This window comes from Streptomyces luomodiensis, assembly GCF_031679605.1.
Lineage (GTDB): Bacteria > Actinomycetota > Actinomycetes > Streptomycetales > Streptomycetaceae > Streptomyces > Streptomyces luomodiensis.
In genome coordinates this window covers 7757939-7775264 of the sequence record NZ_CP117522.1, presented here as the reverse complement: position 1 = coordinate 7775264, position 17326 = coordinate 7757939, and the positions used below count along the sequence as shown (strand labels likewise).

General features: G+C 71.4%; 19 protein-coding genes. 3 read left to right on the top strand and 16 right to left on the bottom strand.

The genetic code is table 11. The annotated features are described in order from the left end of the window. Positions 1 to 47: 47 nt before the first annotated feature. The 4 genes from PS467_RS32850 to PS467_RS32835 form a co-directional block, all read right to left on the bottom strand. On the bottom strand, positions 48 to 1265 hold the full coding sequence (locus PS467_RS32850) for an acetyl-CoA C-acetyltransferase (protein ID WP_311038264.1): 1218 nt from the start codon (positions 1263 to 1265) through the stop codon (positions 48 to 50). Positions 1266 to 1352: 87 nt separating this feature from the next. Next, the gene (locus PS467_RS32845; protein ID WP_311040029.1) at positions 1353 to 2498 is read right to left on the bottom strand and encodes a CaiB/BaiF CoA transferase family protein; all 1146 of its coding nucleotides are present in this window, start codon (positions 2496 to 2498) and stop codon (positions 1353 to 1355) included. A 766-nt stretch (positions 2499 to 3264) separates the two neighbouring features. Continuing rightward, positions 3265 to 4662, bottom strand: coding sequence for a sialate:H+ symport family MFS transporter (locus PS467_RS32840; protein ID WP_311040028.1), 1398 nt, complete (start codon positions 4660 to 4662; stop codon positions 3265 to 3267). Positions 4663 to 4718: 56 nt separating this feature from the next. Then, positions 4719 to 5657: a dihydrodipicolinate synthase family protein gene (locus tag PS467_RS32835; protein ID WP_311038263.1), complete on the bottom strand. Its 939-nt coding sequence runs from the start codon at positions 5655 to 5657 to the stop codon at positions 4719 to 4721. 178 nt (positions 5658 to 5835) lie between these two features. On the opposite strand from PS467_RS32835, the gene PS467_RS32830 reads away from it, so the two are divergent. Continuing rightward, a complete protein-coding gene (locus PS467_RS32830; RefSeq protein ID WP_311038262.1) occupies positions 5836 to 6327 on the top strand; it encodes a DUF1203 domain-containing protein in 492 nt (163 codons plus the stop codon). A gap of 63 nt (positions 6328 to 6390) precedes the next feature. Here the strand turns inward: PS467_RS32830 and PS467_RS32825 are convergent, their stop codons facing one another. The 4 genes from PS467_RS32825 to amcB form a co-directional block, all read right to left on the bottom strand. Then, a complete protein-coding gene (locus PS467_RS32825; RefSeq protein ID WP_311040027.1) occupies positions 6391 to 7113 on the bottom strand; it encodes an endonuclease V in 723 nt (240 codons plus the stop codon). Between the two features lie 232 nt (positions 7114 to 7345). Further along, entirely contained in the window at positions 7346 to 8032 is a 687-nt protein-coding gene (locus PS467_RS32820) for a pentapeptide repeat-containing protein (RefSeq protein ID WP_311038261.1), read from the bottom strand. A 75-nt stretch (positions 8033 to 8107) separates the two neighbouring features. Then, positions 8108 to 8299, bottom strand: a complete 192-nt coding sequence (gene amcA / locus PS467_RS42225; RefSeq protein ID WP_432280668.1) for a multiple cyclophane-containing RiPP AmcA — start codon at positions 8297 to 8299, stop codon at positions 8108 to 8110. Continuing rightward, positions 8296 to 9462 (bottom strand): cyclophane-forming radical SAM peptide maturase AmcB, encoded by a 1167-nt coding sequence (gene amcB / locus PS467_RS32815; RefSeq protein ID WP_311040026.1) that lies wholly within the window; start codon positions 9460 to 9462, stop codon positions 8296 to 8298. Before amcB ends, amcA begins: the two co-directional genes overlap by 4 nt. A gap of 215 nt (positions 9463 to 9677) precedes the next feature. Between amcB and PS467_RS32810 the strand changes: the two genes are divergently transcribed. After that, complete coding sequence (locus tag PS467_RS32810) at positions 9678 to 10199, top strand: NUDIX hydrolase (protein WP_311038260.1); 522 nt, start codon at positions 9678 to 9680, stop codon at positions 10197 to 10199. On the opposite strand, the gene PS467_RS32805 is transcribed toward PS467_RS32810, so the two are convergent. The 5 genes from PS467_RS32805 to PS467_RS32785 form a co-directional block, all read right to left on the bottom strand. Further along, a complete protein-coding gene (locus PS467_RS32805; protein WP_311038259.1) occupies positions 10166 to 10672 on the bottom strand; it encodes a helix-turn-helix domain-containing protein in 507 nt (168 codons plus the stop codon). The genes PS467_RS32810 and PS467_RS32805 overlap by 34 nt on opposite strands. Next, positions 10672 to 11634 carry a prenyltransferase/squalene oxidase repeat-containing protein gene (locus PS467_RS32800; protein ID WP_311038258.1) on the bottom strand — a complete coding sequence of 321 codons (963 nt, stop codon included), beginning with the start codon at positions 11632 to 11634 and terminating at the stop codon, positions 10672 to 10674. The genes PS467_RS32805 and PS467_RS32800 overlap by 1 nt, the downstream gene beginning before the upstream one ends. A gap of 134 nt (positions 11635 to 11768) precedes the next feature. Continuing rightward, entirely contained in the window at positions 11769 to 11966 is a 198-nt protein-coding gene (locus PS467_RS32795; protein WP_311038257.1) for a DUF397 domain-containing protein, read from the bottom strand. Continuing rightward, on the bottom strand, positions 11920 to 12795 hold the full coding sequence (locus tag PS467_RS32790) for a helix-turn-helix domain-containing protein (RefSeq protein WP_311038256.1): 876 nt from the start codon (positions 12793 to 12795) through the stop codon (positions 11920 to 11922). The genes PS467_RS32795 and PS467_RS32790 overlap by 47 nt, the downstream gene beginning before the upstream one ends. 148 nt (positions 12796 to 12943) lie before the next feature. After that, a complete protein-coding gene (locus tag PS467_RS32785) occupies positions 12944 to 14401 on the bottom strand; it encodes a hypothetical protein (protein WP_311038255.1) in 1458 nt (485 codons plus the stop codon). Between the two features lie 244 nt (positions 14402 to 14645). On the opposite strand from PS467_RS32785, the gene ssgD reads away from it, so the two are divergent. After that, entirely contained in the window at positions 14646 to 15059 is a 414-nt protein-coding gene (ssgD, locus tag PS467_RS32780) for a spore wall synthesis regulator SsgD (RefSeq protein WP_268975305.1), read from the top strand. Positions 15060 to 15134: 75 nt separating this feature from the next. Here the strand turns inward: ssgD and PS467_RS32775 are convergent, their stop codons facing one another. The 3 genes from PS467_RS32775 to PS467_RS32765 form a co-directional block, all read right to left on the bottom strand. Further along, positions 15135 to 15815 carry a GOLPH3/VPS74 family protein gene (locus PS467_RS32775; RefSeq protein WP_311038254.1) on the bottom strand — a complete coding sequence of 227 codons (681 nt, stop codon included), beginning with the start codon at positions 15813 to 15815 and terminating at the stop codon, positions 15135 to 15137. Positions 15816 to 15895: 80 nt separating this feature from the next. Continuing rightward, positions 15896 to 16174: an MmyB family transcriptional regulator gene (locus tag PS467_RS32770; protein WP_432280667.1), complete on the bottom strand. Its 279-nt coding sequence runs from the start codon at positions 16172 to 16174 to the stop codon at positions 15896 to 15898. A gap of 394 nt (positions 16175 to 16568) precedes the next feature. Beyond that, positions 16569 to 17240 (bottom strand): hypothetical protein, encoded by a 672-nt coding sequence (locus tag PS467_RS32765; protein WP_311038253.1) that lies wholly within the window; start codon positions 17238 to 17240, stop codon positions 16569 to 16571. Between the last annotated feature and the right edge of the window lie 86 nt (positions 17241 to 17326).

The window sequence follows — 17326 nt, the reverse complement described above, 5'->3', positions numbered from 1 at the left end:
CGGGCGCGGGGGGGCGGGGGTGGGGAGGGGCGGGAGGGAACTCGGCGTCAGCGGAGCCGCTCGACCACCGTCGCGATGCCCATCCCACCTCCCACGCACAGCGTCACCAGCCCGTACCGCCCGCCGCGCCGCTCCAGCTCGTCGATCAGCGTGCCGAGGATCATCGCGCCGGTGGCGCCCAGCGGATGGCCCATCGCGATCGCGCCGCCGTTGACATTGACCTTGTCCAGGCTCAGGCCCATGTCGTCCACGAAGCGCAGCACCACCGCCGCGAACGCCTCGTTGATCTCGACCAGGTCGATGTCGTCGATGGTCAGCCCGGCCTTGGCGAGCGCCTTACGGGTGGCGGGAGCCGGGCCGGTGAGCATGATGGTGGGGTCGGCGCCGGAGACGGCGGCGGAGACGATCCGGGCGCGCGGGGTCAGCCCGAAGCGCTCACCGACCTCGCGGTTGCCGATGGCGACCAGGGCGGCGCCGTCCACCATGCCCGAGGAGTTCCCGGCGTGGTGGACGTGGTCGATGGCCTCGAGCCAGTGGTACTTCTGAAGCGCCACCGCGTCGAAGCCGCCCGCTTCGCCGATGGTGGCGAACGACGGCTTGAGGCCCGCCAGGGTCTCGGGGGTGGTGCCGGGGCGGATGTGCTCGTCCCGGTCGAGGACGGTCAGCCCGCTGCGGTCGCAGACCGGGACCACGGAGCGGTCGAAGTGCCCCTCCTTCCAGGCCCGCGCGGCCCGCTCCTGGGAGAGCGCGGCGAAGCTGTCCACGTCATGGCGGCTGTAGCCGCCGATGGTGGCGATGAGGTCGGCGCCGATGCCCTGCGGTACGAAACCGGTCTCGTAGTTGGTCATCGGGTCCGCGAACCAGGCCCCGCCGTCGGAGCCCATCTTCACCCGCGACATCGACTCGACGCCGCCCGCGAGCACCAGGTCCTCCCAGCCGGAACGGACCTTGGCCGCGGCCAGGTTGACGGCCTCCAGGCCCGAGGCACAGAAGCGGTTCTCCTGGACGCCGGCGACCGTGTCCGGGAGCCCGGCCGCGATGGCCGCGATCTTGGCGATGTCGGAGCCCTGGTCGCCGAGCGGGCTGACGACGCCGAGGACCACGTCGTCGATGGCCGCCGGGTCCAGCTCGGGGAACCGCCGCCGGATCTCCTGGATGAGGCCCACCACCAGGTCGACGGGCTTGGTGCCGTGCAGGGCGCCGTCGGCCTTCCCGCGCCCGCGCGGGGTGCGGATGGCGTCGTACACATACGCTTCGGTGCTCACGTCAGCGGCCTTTCGGGGAGGGTTTGGGCGGGACGGCTCAGCGGGGCGGGGGCGGCTCGGCGGACCGGCCGGGAACGGACCGGGGGCTCATGACGGACTTCCCTCGCCGAGGGAGGTGACACCCCAGTCGCGGGCCACCTCGGCGGTGTCCGCCCCGGGCCGGGCGGGCGCGCGGCGCACCGCGCCCGGGGTGGCGGAGAAGCGCGGGGCGGGCGCGGGCTGGGTGATCCCGCCGTGGTCGAGGAAGGTGGAGCGGGCCGCGAGCTGCGGATGGGCCGGGGCCTCCCGCAGCGACAGCACGGGGGCGACACAGGCGTCCGAGGCGCCGAAGACGGCGGTCCACTCCTCGCGGGTGCGCTGCTTGAAGCGGTCGGCGATGGCGGCGCGCAGCTCGGCCCAGCTGTCGAAGTCGTCGCGGGCGGGGGCCTGGTCGGCGATCCCCAGCAGCTCGATGAACTCCGCGTAGAACTTGCGCTCCAGGGGCGCGACCGCCATATAGCCGCCATCGGCGGTCTCATAGGTGCCGTAGAAGGGGCAGCCGCCGTCGAGGAGATTGGTGCCGCGCTGGTCCCGCCAGCCACCGGCGGCCATCATGCCGTGGATGACGGAGGTCAGATGGGCGGTGCCGTCGACGATCGCGGCGTCCACCACCTGACCGGGGCCGCCCGCGCGGGCGTGCTGGAGGGCGGCGAGGACGCCGATGACGAGATAGAGCGAACCCCCCGCGTAGTCCCCCAGGAGGTTGGCGGGGGCGATGGGCGGGCCGTCGACTGCGCCGATCATGCTGAGGGCGCCGCTGACGGCGATATAGCCGAGGTCATGGCCGGCCACCCCGGCGAGCGGGCCCTGCTGCCCCCATCCGGTCATCCGGCCGTAGACCAGCTTGGGGTTACGGGCCAGACAGGCGTCCGGCCCGACGCCCAGTCGCTCGGCGACCCCCGGGCGGTAGCCCTCGATGAGGATGTCGGCGCGCTCCACGAGGTCGAGCACGGCGGCCGCGCCCTCCTCGGTCTTCAGGTCCAGCAGCACCGAGCGCTTGTTGCGGTTCGCCAGGTCGTAGTCCGGGTCGATCCGCAGACCCCCGGGGCCTCCGGGGCGGTCGACGCGGACGACATCGGCGCCGAGGTCGCCGAGGACCATGGCGGCGAACGGGCCAGGACCGATCCCCGCGAGCTCCACCACACGCACTCCGGCCAGCGGGCCGGCCGCGGTCGCCCCCTCCTCCATCGCCATCATCCCGTCCCCATCATGTGACACCACCGCTGTAACACCGCCGATGCTAAGAACGCGGTCCGCATTCCACAAGCCCCCTCCTGGGCCTGTGGACAACCAAACCCCTTGATGGACGAGGGGCTTGGGCCCCGCGGCCGTACGGCGGGCCGGGTGTGGCGCGTCGGGGTGCCGAAGCGGCGTGGCTGTGGGCGCCGAAGCCAAGTGCCTCGCCGGCACCGAAGCCGCGCGCCCCGATGCCGAAGCCGCGTACCTCGGAGCACCGAAGCCGCGTGCCTCGAGGGCGCCGAGCCGCGTACCTCGGAGCACCGAGCCGCGTACCTCGGTGCACCGAAGCCTCGTGACCGTAGGCGCCGAAGCCGTGTGCCTCGGAGCACCGAAGCCGCGTACCTCGAGGGCGCCGAGCCGCGTACCTCGGGGTGGCGAGACCGCGTGCCTGTGGCGCCGAAGCCGTGTGCCTAGGAGCACCGAAGCCGCGTACCTCGGAGCACCGAAGCCGTGTGCCTCGGGCACCGAAGCCGCGCGCCTCGGGGCGCTGAGCCGCGTACCTCGGTGCACCGAAGTCTCGTGGCCGTAGGCGCCGAAGCCAAGTGCCTCGGGGCGCCGAGCCGCGCGCCTCGGGGCCGAAGCCGCGTACCTCGGGGTGGCGGAACCGCGTGCCTGTGGCGCCGAAGCCAAGTGCCTCGGGGTGGCGGAACCGCGTGCCTCGAGGGTGCCGCCCCGGCCGGCGTCCCGGATCAGTGCCGCTCCGCCCCTGCCGGCCCCCGGATCAGGTCCGCTCCACGCCGGGCTCCGCCACCGGCAGCGGCCGGCCGGGCCCGAGGTGGTCCTCGTCGCCCGCCGGATCGGTCAGCCGGCCCAGCCGGCGCGGCACGTCGGCACCGACCAGCACGATCACCAGCAGCGTCAGCCCGAAGGTGAGCACCGCCAGCGCCCGGCCGAGGGACATGCCCTCGGCCAGATGGGCGCCGAGCACCGGCGCCACCGCGCCGCCGAGCGCCCCGGTGTTGTAGACGAAGCCGAGCGAGGCGGCCCGGCTCTCGGTCGGGAAGTGACCCGCGGTGTACTTCGGCAGCAGGCCGGAGATCCCCTGGCTCAGCGCGAGCAGGAAGAACAGCAGCACGCCGAGTCCGACCAGGCTGTCGCGCACCGCGAACACCGGGAAGACGAAGGCCAGCGAGGCGAGCAGGGTGGAGGCGTAGGCGCGCCGGGTGCCGAGCCAGTCGCCCGCGAATCCCGCGAGCCAGCACCCGGCCATCGTGCCGAACCCGGCGTAGAACATCACATCGGTGACCTCGGAGGGGGTGTATCCCAGCTGCTCCTTCAGATAGGTGGGCAGCAGCGCCTGGATCGGCCAGCTGTAGAGGAACGCGCAGAAGACCGTGCACGTCAGGGCGATGTACAGCGACCAGCGGCGGCGTCCGCCGAGCTGGGCCGCGAAGGCGACCAGACACCCCGCCGCCAGGACCGACAGCGGCCAGCGCCAGCCCGCGCCCAACGGGGTGAAGACGCAGAACAGCGCGGTGCTCGCGGCCACGGCCAGCGCCGTGTTGGCACTGGCGCGGGAACGCCCGGCGAACAGCGGCCGGAAGGGGTTCGGCCGCGCCCGCGCCGTCGCCACCTCCTCGTCCCACTCCCCGGCCTCCGGAAGGGCCCGCCGCACCCACAGCGCGACCAGCACCGGCAGCACGCCGATCCAGAACATCCAGCGCCAGCCCCAGTGGGGCACCACCCACTTGTAGAGCTCGGAGGCGATGATGGTGCCGCCGGAGTAGCCCGAGATCAGGAAGCCGGAGGCGCGGTTGCGCAGCCGCGCGGGCCAGCTCTCCAGGACGTAGGTGGCGCTCGCGGTGTACTCACCGGCCATGCCCATGCCAATCACCAGCCGGGCCGTGAACAGGCTGGTGTAGTTCCAGGCGAAGCCGCACGCGAAGGTGCCGAGCGAGTAGAGCAGGATGCTGACGATCATCGCGGCCTTGCGTCCGTAGCGGTCGCCCAGCGCGCCCAGCACCGCCCCGCCGAGCCAGCGGGTGATGAAGGCGCCGGAGACCAGGGTCGCCGCCGAGGCCGTGCTCAGGTCGAACTCGTCGGCTATCTCGGTCAGGACGAGCGTGATCAGCACGAAGTCGAAACCGTCGAGCAGATAGCCGATCCAGGCGGCGAACATGGACTTCCACTGGCCAGGGGAGACCTCGCGGTACCAGGGCACCTCGGCGGCTGCGGTCACGTCAACAGCCCTCCCTCCTCCAGCAGCTGACGTACGGTCTTGACGGCCGCCTCGCCGAGCGGGACCTGGGGGGCGGCGGTGTCCGCGCACTCGATCACGCCCAGCAGCCGCAGCGCGGTCTTGAAGCCGCCGAGCCCCGACGAACTGCCGCCCATCAGCGCCGGGTCCCCGGCGTCGGTGATGGCGAAGAGCGCGGCCAGCCGGTCCTGTTCGGCGGCCGCCTGCTCCCAGCGTCCCGCGCGCGCGTGCCGGTACAGCCGGACGAAACCGGCCGGATCGACATTGGCCAGGCCCGGAACGACGCCATGGGCCCCCGCCAGCAGGGCGCCGTCCACGGACAGCTCGGAGCCGGTGAGCACGGTGAAGGAGTCACCCAGGCCGCGCCGGCGCACCTCGACGAGCAGCCGCCGCAGCGCCCCGTCGTCCCCGCTGCTGTCCTTGACCCCGGCCAGCGTGGCGTCGGCGGCCAGCGGGAGCAGGATCGAGGGCGTCAGCTTGGAGTGGACGGAGACCGGGATGTCGTAGGCGAACAGCGGCAGGTCCGCGCCGTCGCGCAGCCGCCGGAAGTGGTCGGCGATCTCCACGGGGTGGGTGCGGGTGTAGAAGGGAGCGGTGGCCACGATCCCGTCCGCGCCCAGCTCCGCCGCCGTACGGGCGTGGTCCAGCACCCGCGCGGTCGTCATGTCGATCACCCCGGCGAGCACGGGCACCCGGCCGTCCGCGGTCCCGATGACCGTCTCGAGGACCGTACGGCGGCTGCGGTCGTCCAGATAGGCGGCCTCTCCGCTGGAGCCGAGCGCGAACAGCGCGCTCACCCCCGCGTCGATCAGCCGCTCGGCGAGCGCGGCGAGGGAACGGGTGTCGACCTCGCCCAGGGAGGTGAGCGGGGTGCACAGAGGTGGCACGACACCGGTGAGGGGCGCCGGAAGACTCATCGACACCAGCTTTCTGGAGAGCGGGACGACCTGGGCAGCGGGACAATACGGACGTCGGACGTCCTGTGGTGGCCCGAATCTGACGGAGCACCACCGCCCTGTCAAGTACCTCGCCCACCTCAGCGCCTGGTCCGAATCCCGCCAGCGCGCCGGGGGTCCACCGGCCACCCTGGACCGCATGAGCGAGAACTACGAGCTGCGGGCCATCGCGCCCGAGGCGCTGAAGCTGCTGCGGACCGCCGACGACGCGGGGCAGCCGCCGCGCACGGTGGTGGAGGGCGAGGAGGGCGGCAGCCCGATGCGCTGCTGCCTGGGCCGGAGCCGGCCGCACGAGACCATCGCGCTGGTCTCCTACGCCCCGCTGCGCCGCTGGGCCGCGGAGACGGGCGCCACACCCGGCCCGTACGACGAGGTCGGTCCGGTCTTCATCCACCCCGAGGAGTGCGACGGCTGGACCGGCCCCGGTATCCCGGACGGCATCCGGGGCACGCGCCGGGTGCTGCGGGCGTACTCCGCCGAAGGCGGCATCCTCGGCGGCCGGCTGCTGGACGGCTGCGAACCGACGCTCGAGGAGGGGCTGGCCGAGCTGTACCGGGACCCTCGGGTGGCGGCGGTGCATGTGCGCGCCGTCGAGTTCGGCTGCTTCCTGGCCGAGACGCGACGGGTCTGACGGCCCCGGAACGCACCGGCACCGGCACCGGCAGCGGCAGCGGCACCGGCACCGGAGGGTTCGTCACATCCCGGCGGCCTTGAGGGCCCGGCGGCACAGCGCGTCCGCGCGCCGTGTCGTCTCGGGCTGCCGGTAGTCGCGGGCCAGGTGCAGGGTGTACGCGCAGGCGTCCGCGATGGTCACCCGGTGGCCGACCGAGACGAACAGGGGCTTCACACCGTCGCGGGTACGCAGCGCCCGGCCCACCTCCTCGTCCCCGTCGAGCAACGGCGCCCAGTCGCCGCGGCGCGGCCCCGGATCGGCATGGCGGAAGCCGAAGGGGTTCTTGGCGACGCCTATGGTGGGCAGCCCGGTGAGCACCCCGAGATGGCTGGCCAGCCCGAACCGGCGCGGGTGGGCGAGCCCGTAGCCGTCGCACACCACCAGGTCGGGACGGCTGCCGAGGCGCCGGTGGAGGTCGCCGAGCGCGTCGAGGACGGCCGGGATCTCACGGAACGCCAGCAGCCCGGGGACGTACGGGAAGCTGACCCGGCCGACCGCGGTCGCCTCCGCGACGACGGCGAGGTCGCGGGCATCCAGGGCGACGGCGGCGGCCGCGACCAGGTCGCGCTCGTCGTCGTACGCCACGTCCACCCCGACGACCGCGCCGGTCCCGGTGCCCGGCGCGGGCACCTCCCCGCCGATCAGCACGGACGCCCGCGTCCGCTCCTGGAGGGCGATCGCCCCGGCCTCGGTCGTGGGCCAGTCGCGGGGCAGTTCATATCGTGGATCGACAGCACTGGTCATCATGCGGACCACGTTACGAGCCTGCTCGTCATGTTCGTACTGGAGATCACGTACACCGCCTCGGCGGCGGTGAGGGGCGCCCAGTCGCCGCCGGGGCCGATGGCGCCTCGTCGTAGCCGGGCTCACCGTGGGTCAGCCGGACCGGTGTGATGTCACACCGGCCGCATACGTCGTCGAACGCTGTGCATAAGAGCCGCGGACCCATGGCGGCCTCCTGAGGGCGAGTGAGGGGCTACCTGTCGCCGAGGTCTTCGCCATAGGTGACGTCGAGCTCCACGGCGAGGGCCTCGGCCAGTTGCAGCGTCTGTCCGTGGTCAATGATCACCTGCTTGAGCGAGGCAAGGCCGCGGAGCTGGGAAAGGTCGTTGCCGCGCAGGTCCAGGTGGTGGTACGTGCCGCCGTCGAACTCGGCGAGTCGTAGATCGCAGCCGTCGAATGCGGCTGTACTCAGGTCGGCCGCGTCGAACGTGGTCTCGCGCAGGGAGCACTGGGAGAAGATCACGGGCCCGACGGCCCGGACGCGGGTGAGGGTGCTGTAGTCGAGCTTGCAGTTCTCGAACAAAACGTCATCAAGGGTGATGTCCTCCAACATGACGCCCATCAGCTTGCAGTCTCGGAAGACGGCACGGGTGACCTTGCTGTCGACCCAGCGCAGGGAAGACAGGTCGCACCCGGTGAATTCCACAGAGTCGACGCGGAGCTTCTCCAGCCGGGCGCGCTGGGTCTTGAGTCCGGAGATCCGTCCATCGATCAGGTGCGTGTCGGCCAGGTCCAGCGCGCGCAGATCCGCGTCGCCGTAGTGGAACTCCGCGACCCGGCCACGACCGCCTTCGAGCGAGGTGACATGGGAGAGATACAGGCCGGACTCGTCCAGCGAGGGCAGGGTGACGCTCGTGCGGCGGATCGTGCGGGTTCCCATTGAGATGCCTTCCAACGATGGGCCTGACGCGGCACCGGCCGCGCGCCCTCGCACGGGCGTGCCGCCGACGGCGGGCTACTTCTTCTTATTCCAATTGTCCCATGTGGGCCTATTATCGAAAGGTGCGGGACTCTTCCGCCAGTTGTCCCATGTGGGGCGGTTGTCCCATGTCTCCCCAGTAGCCACCGGGACCGAAGCGATGTGGGTGGAGATCAAGTCCACCACGACCGGGGCGTCGGAAGTGGTTAATCCGTCGAGCAGTGTCATGTTGCTTGCCCTTTCTCCTTGGTTGCGAGGGTGGACAGGGCCGTGACCAGGGCCTGCCGGGAGACCCGGCAGTAGTTGGTCTCGGTGGACCTCAGGCTGCCGTTCTCGAAGTAGCGATTGGCGGCCTGGGCGCCGCGACAGAAGTCGAAAAAGGCGCACCCGCCCCGGCAGCGGTCGAGGCCGGTGAGGAAGTCACGGACGTAGCGGAGTCGGTGCGCGCCGCTCAAGATCACGGGCAGGGGCTGGTCGAGGATGTTGCCGGCACGGAAGTCTTCGTAGGCAGGATCGGTGGTGCCCGCGAGCTCCGGGGAGAGCAGCACCACGTCACCGGTGACGGAGACGGTGGGGATCGGATCGAGGCGCCGCTCGTCCCATGCGGCGCGCTGTCCAGAGCGGATCAGGTGCAAGTACTCGGCGAGGCGTTCAAGTTCCCTCACCTTCAGGCGGTCGCCGTGGGAGCGGGTCCAGATGAGGGTGCGGCACCAGAACTCCTCGGCTTGCGCAGGCGTGGGCGACTGCCGGTGGGTGTTGACACCCTCAACCTCCTCGATGTTGAACCCCGCCGAGTGGCAGCCCAGCTCCGCCAGGAATCGCAGCAGCTCTTCGGGCTGGGTGATGGACTCGGTGGCCACGACCGAAATCACGGAGAACGGGATGCCGTGCGCACGCAGTCGCCGGACGCCGTGGAGAATCCGGTGGAAGGCAGGCTTGCCGCGCAGGTCGACCCGCTCGGTGTTCAAGGCGGCCGGGCCGTCGACGCTCACGCCCACGCGAATGTCGTATGCGGTCAACAGCTCGCACCAGATGTCGGTGATCAGGGTGGCGTTGGTCTGCACGTAGTGGTGGACGCGGCCTGCGCGGCGCAGATCCTCGAAGGGGGCGAGCAGCGCGCTGAACTTCTGCGGGCCGATCGCGAGGGGCTCCCCGCCGTGCCAAACGATCCCGATGGGCGGGCCGCCGCCGGCTGTGAGCTGGGCGACCGACATCGCCAGGGCGGCGGCGACGTCCGGGCCCATGTGGTGCCTAAGCTTGCGGAAAGGCAGGTAACAGTAATGGCAGTCGAGGTTGCACCAGGTCGTGGGCTGGACAACCACAGTCTGCGGGGCCGTGAACCACTGGTCGTAACGGGCACGCCAGCCTGGGGTGCGAGTGCGGGTGCGCATCACGGTCCTTCCCTCGCCGAGCGGGGCCTTCGCCCGCCACTGCCGGATCGGCATCGGCGGACACGTGTCCACCCTCCGGCCTGTCATGACGCGAACGCGATGACATTGCGATGTCATCGCCGATGACGTGTCATCCGGCATCCGATGACATCCGGGTCAAGTCCTCGGCGGTGCTCCCGAGTTCGGGAACGGGCGAGTGGGCTATGGTGGCGGGCGTGCCTCGCTCGATTCTGATTCACGACGGCCGGACCGCCCGCGACATCGGCCTGGTGTACATCTGCTCGGGCTACCTCGTCGAGCGCGGCAAAGTGCTGCTCGTCCACCACAACCGTTTCGACAAGTGGGTCCCTCCCGGCGGCCACATCGAGCCCGGGGAGTCCTTCGCCGGAACAGCGGTGCGAGAGTTCAAGGAGGAGACCGGCCTGCTGGTGGAGGCGATCTCCAGCCAGCCCGCCATCCATCCGGCCGACGACAACGCCACCCCCGAGCCGACACCGTTCTACGTGGACATCGAGCGGGAAGGGTTCGCCACCCCCGCCCTGGCCCAGTTCTTCTACGTCCGCCGCCAGGCGGGCACCGGCGAGCAGGCCGTGGAGGCACAGTTGGAGGAGGTGCACGGGGCCGGGTGGTTCGGCCTGGAGGACCTGGAGCAGTTGCCGACCTTCGAGCAGGTCCGTTCCCTGGCACGCTTCGCCCTGCTGAACTACCCGGTCGCCTTCGAGCGCGCCCAAGCGTAGCCGCTGACCCCGTTCGCGGTGCCGGGCAGCAGCAGCCGGGCCGGGGCGCCGCCGAGGGCGGCGGACACCGCCTGGTTCAGGCGTTGGACGTACTTGGGCACCGAGGACGGCGCAACGAATAGCGCCTGGGCGATCTGCTCGGTCGACATGCCCTCGCCGGGGCCGTCGTGCACGACCTTCGCCAGGTCGAACAGCCGCTCCGACAGCTCACACACGACCGGGCCGTCGATGTCTGGTGTGGTCAGCAGGACCCTGTACCCAGCGGCAAGCTCAGCGCTCCTCAAGGGGATCTCCGCCGCAATGTCGCTGTCACCGGACCCGGCCGCCTCCTCGCCGAGGCCGATCCGGGCGAGACGGCCGAGGGCCTCCTGGTAGGCCGAGACGGTGTAGTACGCCGCGCGGATAGTGGAACGCTTGCCGGATGCGCCGGGTTCGTTCCACATCCCGGCCTCGGGCTCCCACAGGTCGTCCATCAGCCGCCACGCCTTGGACAGCCGGGGATCGTGTGGGTTGGCGCCGGCCGGATGGCGGCCTGGGTGCACAGCGCGTACGCCATATGCTCCCAGGCAGTGCCCTGTACGTCCTTGTCGTCCTCGACGAAGGTCTCCCAGCGGTGGTGGTTGCGCAGCAGCCACTGCCCGGCCTCGACGACCGCCTCGGACAGCCGCTTCTTCCGCACCGGGCCGTGGGCGCTTCCGGTTTCCCGGGGCGCGTCCCGGTAGGCCGGTTCGCCTCCGGGACCGGCCCCGGAGGCAACCGCGGAGAGGGCCAACAGGCACAGCGCGGTCTTGCTCGGGCTCGGGTCCGTATCGACGTAGGTGCGCCACCCCCAGGCGCCGCTGGGTCGACGGTGGTAGAGAAGACCGTGGACGCCGTGGTCGATCAGTGGCTCGACTCGCCCCAGCAGGCTCGTGGTGTCCACTCCGCCGGGGAGGACGAGACCCGGGCCGAGTTCGTGGAGGGTGTCCCTGAGCTGGGCGAGCCCGTGCACTGCAAGGGCGGTTTGGTGCAGCGAGGTGTCGTCGAGACCGAGTACCTCGGGCCAGCCGTGGTCGACGCGATGGTCGTCGAGCCAGCCGACGCACCAGGCCGCGGCCTCCACCACACCGTCATGGTGGAAGAAACGTGGGTGCGACAGCAGTCCGGTCAGACCGAAGGCGACGAAGCGGGTGTGCTCGCCACGACCGCCCTTGTGACGTGGTCGGCAGTGCCCCGGAATGGCGCCGGTCAGAAAGTCGAGCGCCTGGCGCACCGGCTGCCCCGCGAGGCCGGCAGCCCGCAGGATCGGAAGGACCTCACTCGTGTTGACGATCGACGACACCGACGTGAGCGTGAGACCCCACCCGCCGTCGTAGCCCTGGTTGTGCAGCAGAGTCCGCGCGGCCTCTCCCGCACGGGCCTCGAACGCCGTAAGACCCGCACGTGCCTTTCTCATGGCTCGCCTCCACCACCAATCCGAATGACCTCGGTCGGCCGTGCTCAACTCGACTGCTATGGACGCCTGTTCACCGCCACGACGCTACGGTGCGTGGTCATGAAGCCGTTCGTGTTCCAGCATGCGGCGATCTTCTATGCCTTGAAGGAGGCCAGGAACGCGGCCCACGATCCGGCGGGGAATATGAGGGCGGGGCCGTCCGGGTTCTTGGAATCGCGGACAGGGACGAGGCCGGGAAGGTTGTCGGCGACCTCGACGCATTCGCCGCCATCACCATTGCTGTAGCTACTCTTGCGCCACGCGGCAGTGCTCAGGTCCGGGTTGATCGACATGGGTCCAGTCCTTCATGACGGCTCGGATCATCGCCTTCGAGTCGCGAGGCGAGAGGGCCATGGCCCTGAGCAGATCGTAGTTCTCTCGGCGCACTGCGACTCCCTCTCGGTCCTCGACGATGCTCCCGGACCGGCTGCCTTCCTCGTAGGCCACTTGTGGTCCCTCGGGCATCGTGTAGAGCGTCAGCGCGCCGCCCAGCATCTCTGAATGCTCTCCCGCCGAGAAGGGAAGCACCTGGATGCTCAGATGTGACTCTGTCCCACGCTGGATCAGAGACGCCAACTGATCACGCATTACCTCTGGCCCGCCAACGGAGCGGCGCAGTACAGCCTCGTCGAGGATGAACCAGCAGCGTGGCGGCTTGGGGCGATCCAACAACGCCTGCCGGTTGACACGAGCCTTGACCATCGCTTCGATCTCCGCGTGCGGCGCATGCGGATGGACACTGCGCATCAATGACTCCGCGTACTTCGGCGTCTGGAGCAGTCCGGAAGCACTTCCGCTGATGTACTGCTCGATGACGACCGCCCGGCTTTCGATCTCCACCACCCGACGGTACTTACCGGGAAACGGCTCGTTCTTCGCGAGCGCGTGCAGCCTCGCGAACAACCCGTCCGTGCCGAAGCACGCGTCCAGCTTCGCCGGTAGGTCGTCGTACGGCAGCGATTCGGCCGCCTCGATGCGCGCCAAGTGGGACTTGCTGTAGTTCAGTACCTCGGACAGCCGCCGCAGCGACATGTCCGCCTTCTCGCGGTGGCGACGGACCTCCGCGCCGAACAGGTCGCGTGCGGAGCGGTCAGGGAAGAGTTCGCGCGGTTGGAACGTCATTGGTCCATCCCTCCTGGTCCCGCTGTCCGGCTGGGACCGCTGGCTCGTTTTCGAGCTTACGCTCCGGAGGGCAACGCTCTTGACACAGTCCGTGATTGAGGCTGAACGAATTGAACCCCGGTGACCGTGTACGACCACCGGGGCGAGGTCAGCGTACGCAGAGCCGGACCACCAGCGAGACGCAGTCCCGGGAACCGTCGGAGTCGGAGCCGGAGCCGTCGTCGGAGCCGTTGTCGGTCGGCTTCGCCGTGGGCCGTGTCGGCCGCTCGCTCGGGGTGTCCTGCGGGGCCGTCGTCCCGGCGTCGGTCGGCTCCTGGGTCGGTTCGGCGGTCGGCCGGTGCGACGGGCCGCCCGACGAGGACGAGGAAGCGGAGGAAGAGGGCGACGGTGCCTTCCGCGAGGGCGATACGGCGCTTGAGGGCACATCCGTCGGGGAGTGTCCCGTGGGCGCGCTCGACGTGGCCGGCCGGCTCCGGGACGCCTCCCCCGGAGCGCCCGACCGCGCCCCGTCCGCATGCCGCGAGGCCCCGGACGTGGCCGACGCGTCGGAACCGGTCGGGGACGGGGAGCCGGACGGGCTGGAGGAACCAGAAGAACCAGAGGAACCGGAAGAAGAGTCCGACGTGCTCGATATGGGCGGTGTCGACGCCGCCGCGGGCTGCTGCGCCTCCGCCGCGCCGCCGTCCGTCAGCGCCAGTCCCGTCATGATCGCCGCCCCGGCGACCAGTATCACCCCGGCCCCGGCCGCCGCGACCGCCACCGGCCCCGCCTGGCGCACCTGCCCGCGAGCGAGGTGACGTATGGACCGGCGGGTGGTGACCAGCGGCCCGCCCGAGCGGGCCGCATGCGCACCGCCGGTCGCCATGGCACTCGCCCCGGCGGCCCCCACGGCGCCCAGCGCACCGGCGGCCACCAGCGGCGCCAGGAAGCGCGCCTGGTCCCGGTCGTACAGCGCCAGCAGGGCCGGGCCGGTCAGCGCGGGCAGCCGCCCGTCGGCCGCCACCAGCTGCTCCATCCGGCTCCGGCAGTCCCGGCAGCCGTCGACGTGCACCGCGAGCTGCTCGGCCTCGTGCGGGGAGTCCGTGCCCCGCACATGGCCGGGCAGCCGCTCCCAGTACCCACCGCACGCGGCGCTCGCCGGATAGCCGGGCTGGGCGCGCAGGAACTCCTGGCGCACGCTCTCCCGGACGCGCTCCACCAGGGCCGCCGCGCCGTCCGGACCGGCCCCGGCCCGCCGCGCCACCTCCTCCGGCGGGAGCCCGTCCACCTCGGTGAGCCACAGCGCCTTGACCCATCGCTGCGGCAGCTCGTCGAGGACCTGGACGAGCGGTTCGAGGTACGACGCCTGCTGCGGCGGACCCCAGCTCCCCACCCCGGCCGACAGCGCCCTTACGGCGCCCGTCAGCTCGGCCGGGACGGCGTCGGCACCGAGGGGGTGCCCGGCGCGCAGCCGGCGCCAGACGCTGTAGTGCGCCTCGGCCACCAGGTCCCCCGCAACCCAGGGGTTATCGGTAAGAGTTCGGGCATATCCGCACAGACGCGGATATTCGGCTTCGTAGATACGGGTGTACGCGGCCGCGTCGAGCGCCGCGGGACCTTCGGTCATGGTGGAACAACCCCTGGGACGGGTGCCTCGACACTGCCGACGTTCTGTAACAGCTCCGCACGGCGCCCGAGACCTTGCATGGTTTGGCCACCCTAAATGCCGTATGTCCCGGCGAAAAATCAGTCGTGACGCACGTCACTCCGAAAACGGGTGCACTGCCCTCATCGCCCAGACGTCTTAACGGTCGTAGGGAGTCGTAAGTCGTAAGGGAACAGCGCCCCGCACCCATCGCAAGGGAGCCGACGTGACCACAGTCATCGACCAAGCCGTCCAGGCGCAGCTCATCGCGTCGACACCCGAGTCACGCGCGATCCCGGCGTGTCTGCACTATGAGCGGAACGACCCGTTCGCCGTCCATGTCTCCTTTCCGCCCTCGGCGTCCCTCGACGGCTCCGCCGTGGAGTGGACGTTCGGGCGGGAGCTGCTCGCGGCCGGGCTGCGGGGCCCGGCGGGCAGCGGGGACGTGCAGATGTGGCCGTGCGGACCGCAGCGGACGGTCCTGGAGTTCCACGCCCCGGAGGGCATGGCCATGGTCCAGTTCGACACCGGCGACCTCCGCAGATTCCTCGGCCGCTCGTACGCCGTCGTGCCCGAGGGCCACGAGGCCGGGGAGCTCGACCTGGACGGGGGGCTGGCATCGCTGCTGAACGACGCCTGAGCCGGTACCGGCGGCTGAGGCCGTACAGCCGGCTGAGGCCGGTACCGGCGGCTGAGCGGCCGCCACGGTGAGGGGTCAGGTCGTGGTCGTGACCGTGGTCGTCGTCAGCATGGTCGTGACGACGGCGGCGGCGAGCGCCGTCCGCACCTGCGCGATCGCCTTCTCCAGCACCGGACCCATGCCTCCGCAGCGCTCCCCCAGTTCGAGGATCCGGTCCTTGCGGACCTTGGCGTCCGTGGCCGTCACCACCGTCCGCAGCTCGCCCGCGGCCGCGAGGGTGACCAGCGCCGCGTCCCGTTCGGACACATCGGCCGCCGGCTGCCCACCGTGCAGCGCGCGCACCGCGTCGTCCCGCATCCCGGCCGCCTGCTCGGGCCGTTCCAGCACGTACTCCTTGGCCGGGAACAGCCCCAGCACCCGCCTCCCCTTCTGCCGCACATAGCCGGCCGCCACCATCTGGTCGCGGACCGCGTGCTCGGTGAGCCGCGGGTGGTGCCCCACCCAGACCTGCCAGCTGCGTGGCCGGGATTCACCGATCAGTTCCAGCAGCCCGTCGAGCACCTGGTCCCCGGTGAGCGCGTCGGCCACCGGACAGGGGCTGCCGTCGCTGTCGGTGAGCAGGCCCCGCTGGACGAGTTCGGTGAGGGCGGCGGCGCGGACCAGGAGGGCGGTGTGAGCACCGGTGGGGCGGCCGGTCTCGGGGTCGTAGGAGAGCAGGTAGAGCGAGGCGGCGAGGGAGAGCGAGCCGTTCGGCACGGATAACCTCCGACGGTCGGGCGTCCTGTGGTGCGGCGTCTTCCGACCATATCGGCCACCCGCCCGGGTGTGCGGCCTCGCTAGGAGGCGGCGACGTCACCGTCCGGGGACGGCGTTCCGTACGCCTGGGGAAATTCTTGGAGGCCGAGCACCTGGAGCAGTCGCAGGCGTTCGCGGCTCTCGTGGTCGGCGGGGGTGAGCACCATCAGTCGCTGCTGGCGGTCGAGTCCGACGAGCGTCTCGCAGTCCAGGAGCAGGCGGCCCACCCGTGGGTGGATCACGGTCTTGCGATCCGTTCGTTTGACCGCCACCTCGTGCTCGGCCCCCATCCGGCGGAAGTCGCCGCTCGCCGCCCGCACCGACCTCGGCTATCGACCGCGGATCAGTCTTGATGCCGGCCTGCGGGAGATGGCGGCCCAGCCCGTCGGGCTTGACGCCGATTCGGCGGAGTGAGCGCGGGACGCGCGAGCCACCGGGCTCCGGGGAGGTGAGGAGGTGACGGCGACGCGCGCACCCCCGTGCCCCCGCGTTGCCGCCACCGGTCCCCCTCCCCCGTCGAGCCCTCCCCTCCAGCCCCCGTCGAGCCCTCCCCTCGGGCCCTCCCCTCTCGGGCCCTCCCCCTCGGGTCGCCGACTGATCCCCCATCAGCTGTCCGTTGGCTCCCCCTCAGGCCCGGCTCCCCCTCAGGCCCGGCTCCCCGTCAGACCCCTCGGGCCCGTCATCTTCCTCGGACCCTCTTGGGACCCGTCCCCGTCACGGGTGGTACAGCTTGACCACGGCGGTGGCGGTGGTCCGCTTGAAGTCGGCCAGCGGCGCCTGGTCGTAGTCGCCCATCTGCCCCCAGGCCACGACGGTGACGGTCCGGCCGTCGCGCCCCACCCCGAAGAGGTGGATGCCGGGCTCCGAGTCCGGATACGAGGTGTGGACACCGTAGACGTGGGCGCCGTCCTCGGCTGTCAGCGCGCCGTAGTCCCGCCATGAGGCGGTGCCCTGCGGGTAGTCGCGCTGCCAGTCGGCGGCGCAGTTGCGGATCTTCTGCTCGGCCGCGGCGGCGAGCTTACGGGCGGCTTCCACCGTGCCGGTCCTGACCACGATCTGGGTGGCGCCGGTGTCGTACTCGGTCCAGAAGGCGCGGTGGGTCGCCCCAGCCGACGGCAGGGTCTTCTCGACGCAGAACGGAGCGGTCTCGGGCAGGCCCTTGGTGACATCGCTCGCGTACCAGTCGGATTTCGGATGCGGCGGGAGTTCCCTCGGCACGAGGTGGGCGGGCGTGCTCCGGGGGACGGCCTGCGCCGTGGTCCGGGCCGCCGGCGTGTGGGTCTGGGCGTGGGCCGGTCCGGTCCCGGCCACGGCCACGGCCACGGCGGCGGCCGCGGACACCGCGCCGAGCGCGGCGCCGCGAAGTGCGTGCGTGGGCTTGCGCATGAGGTGGTTCCTCGTCTCTTCCCGATCTCAGGATCTCAGCATGTCGCCGCCGCACCGGCAGGTCGCGACGGCGGGACAAGCGTGTG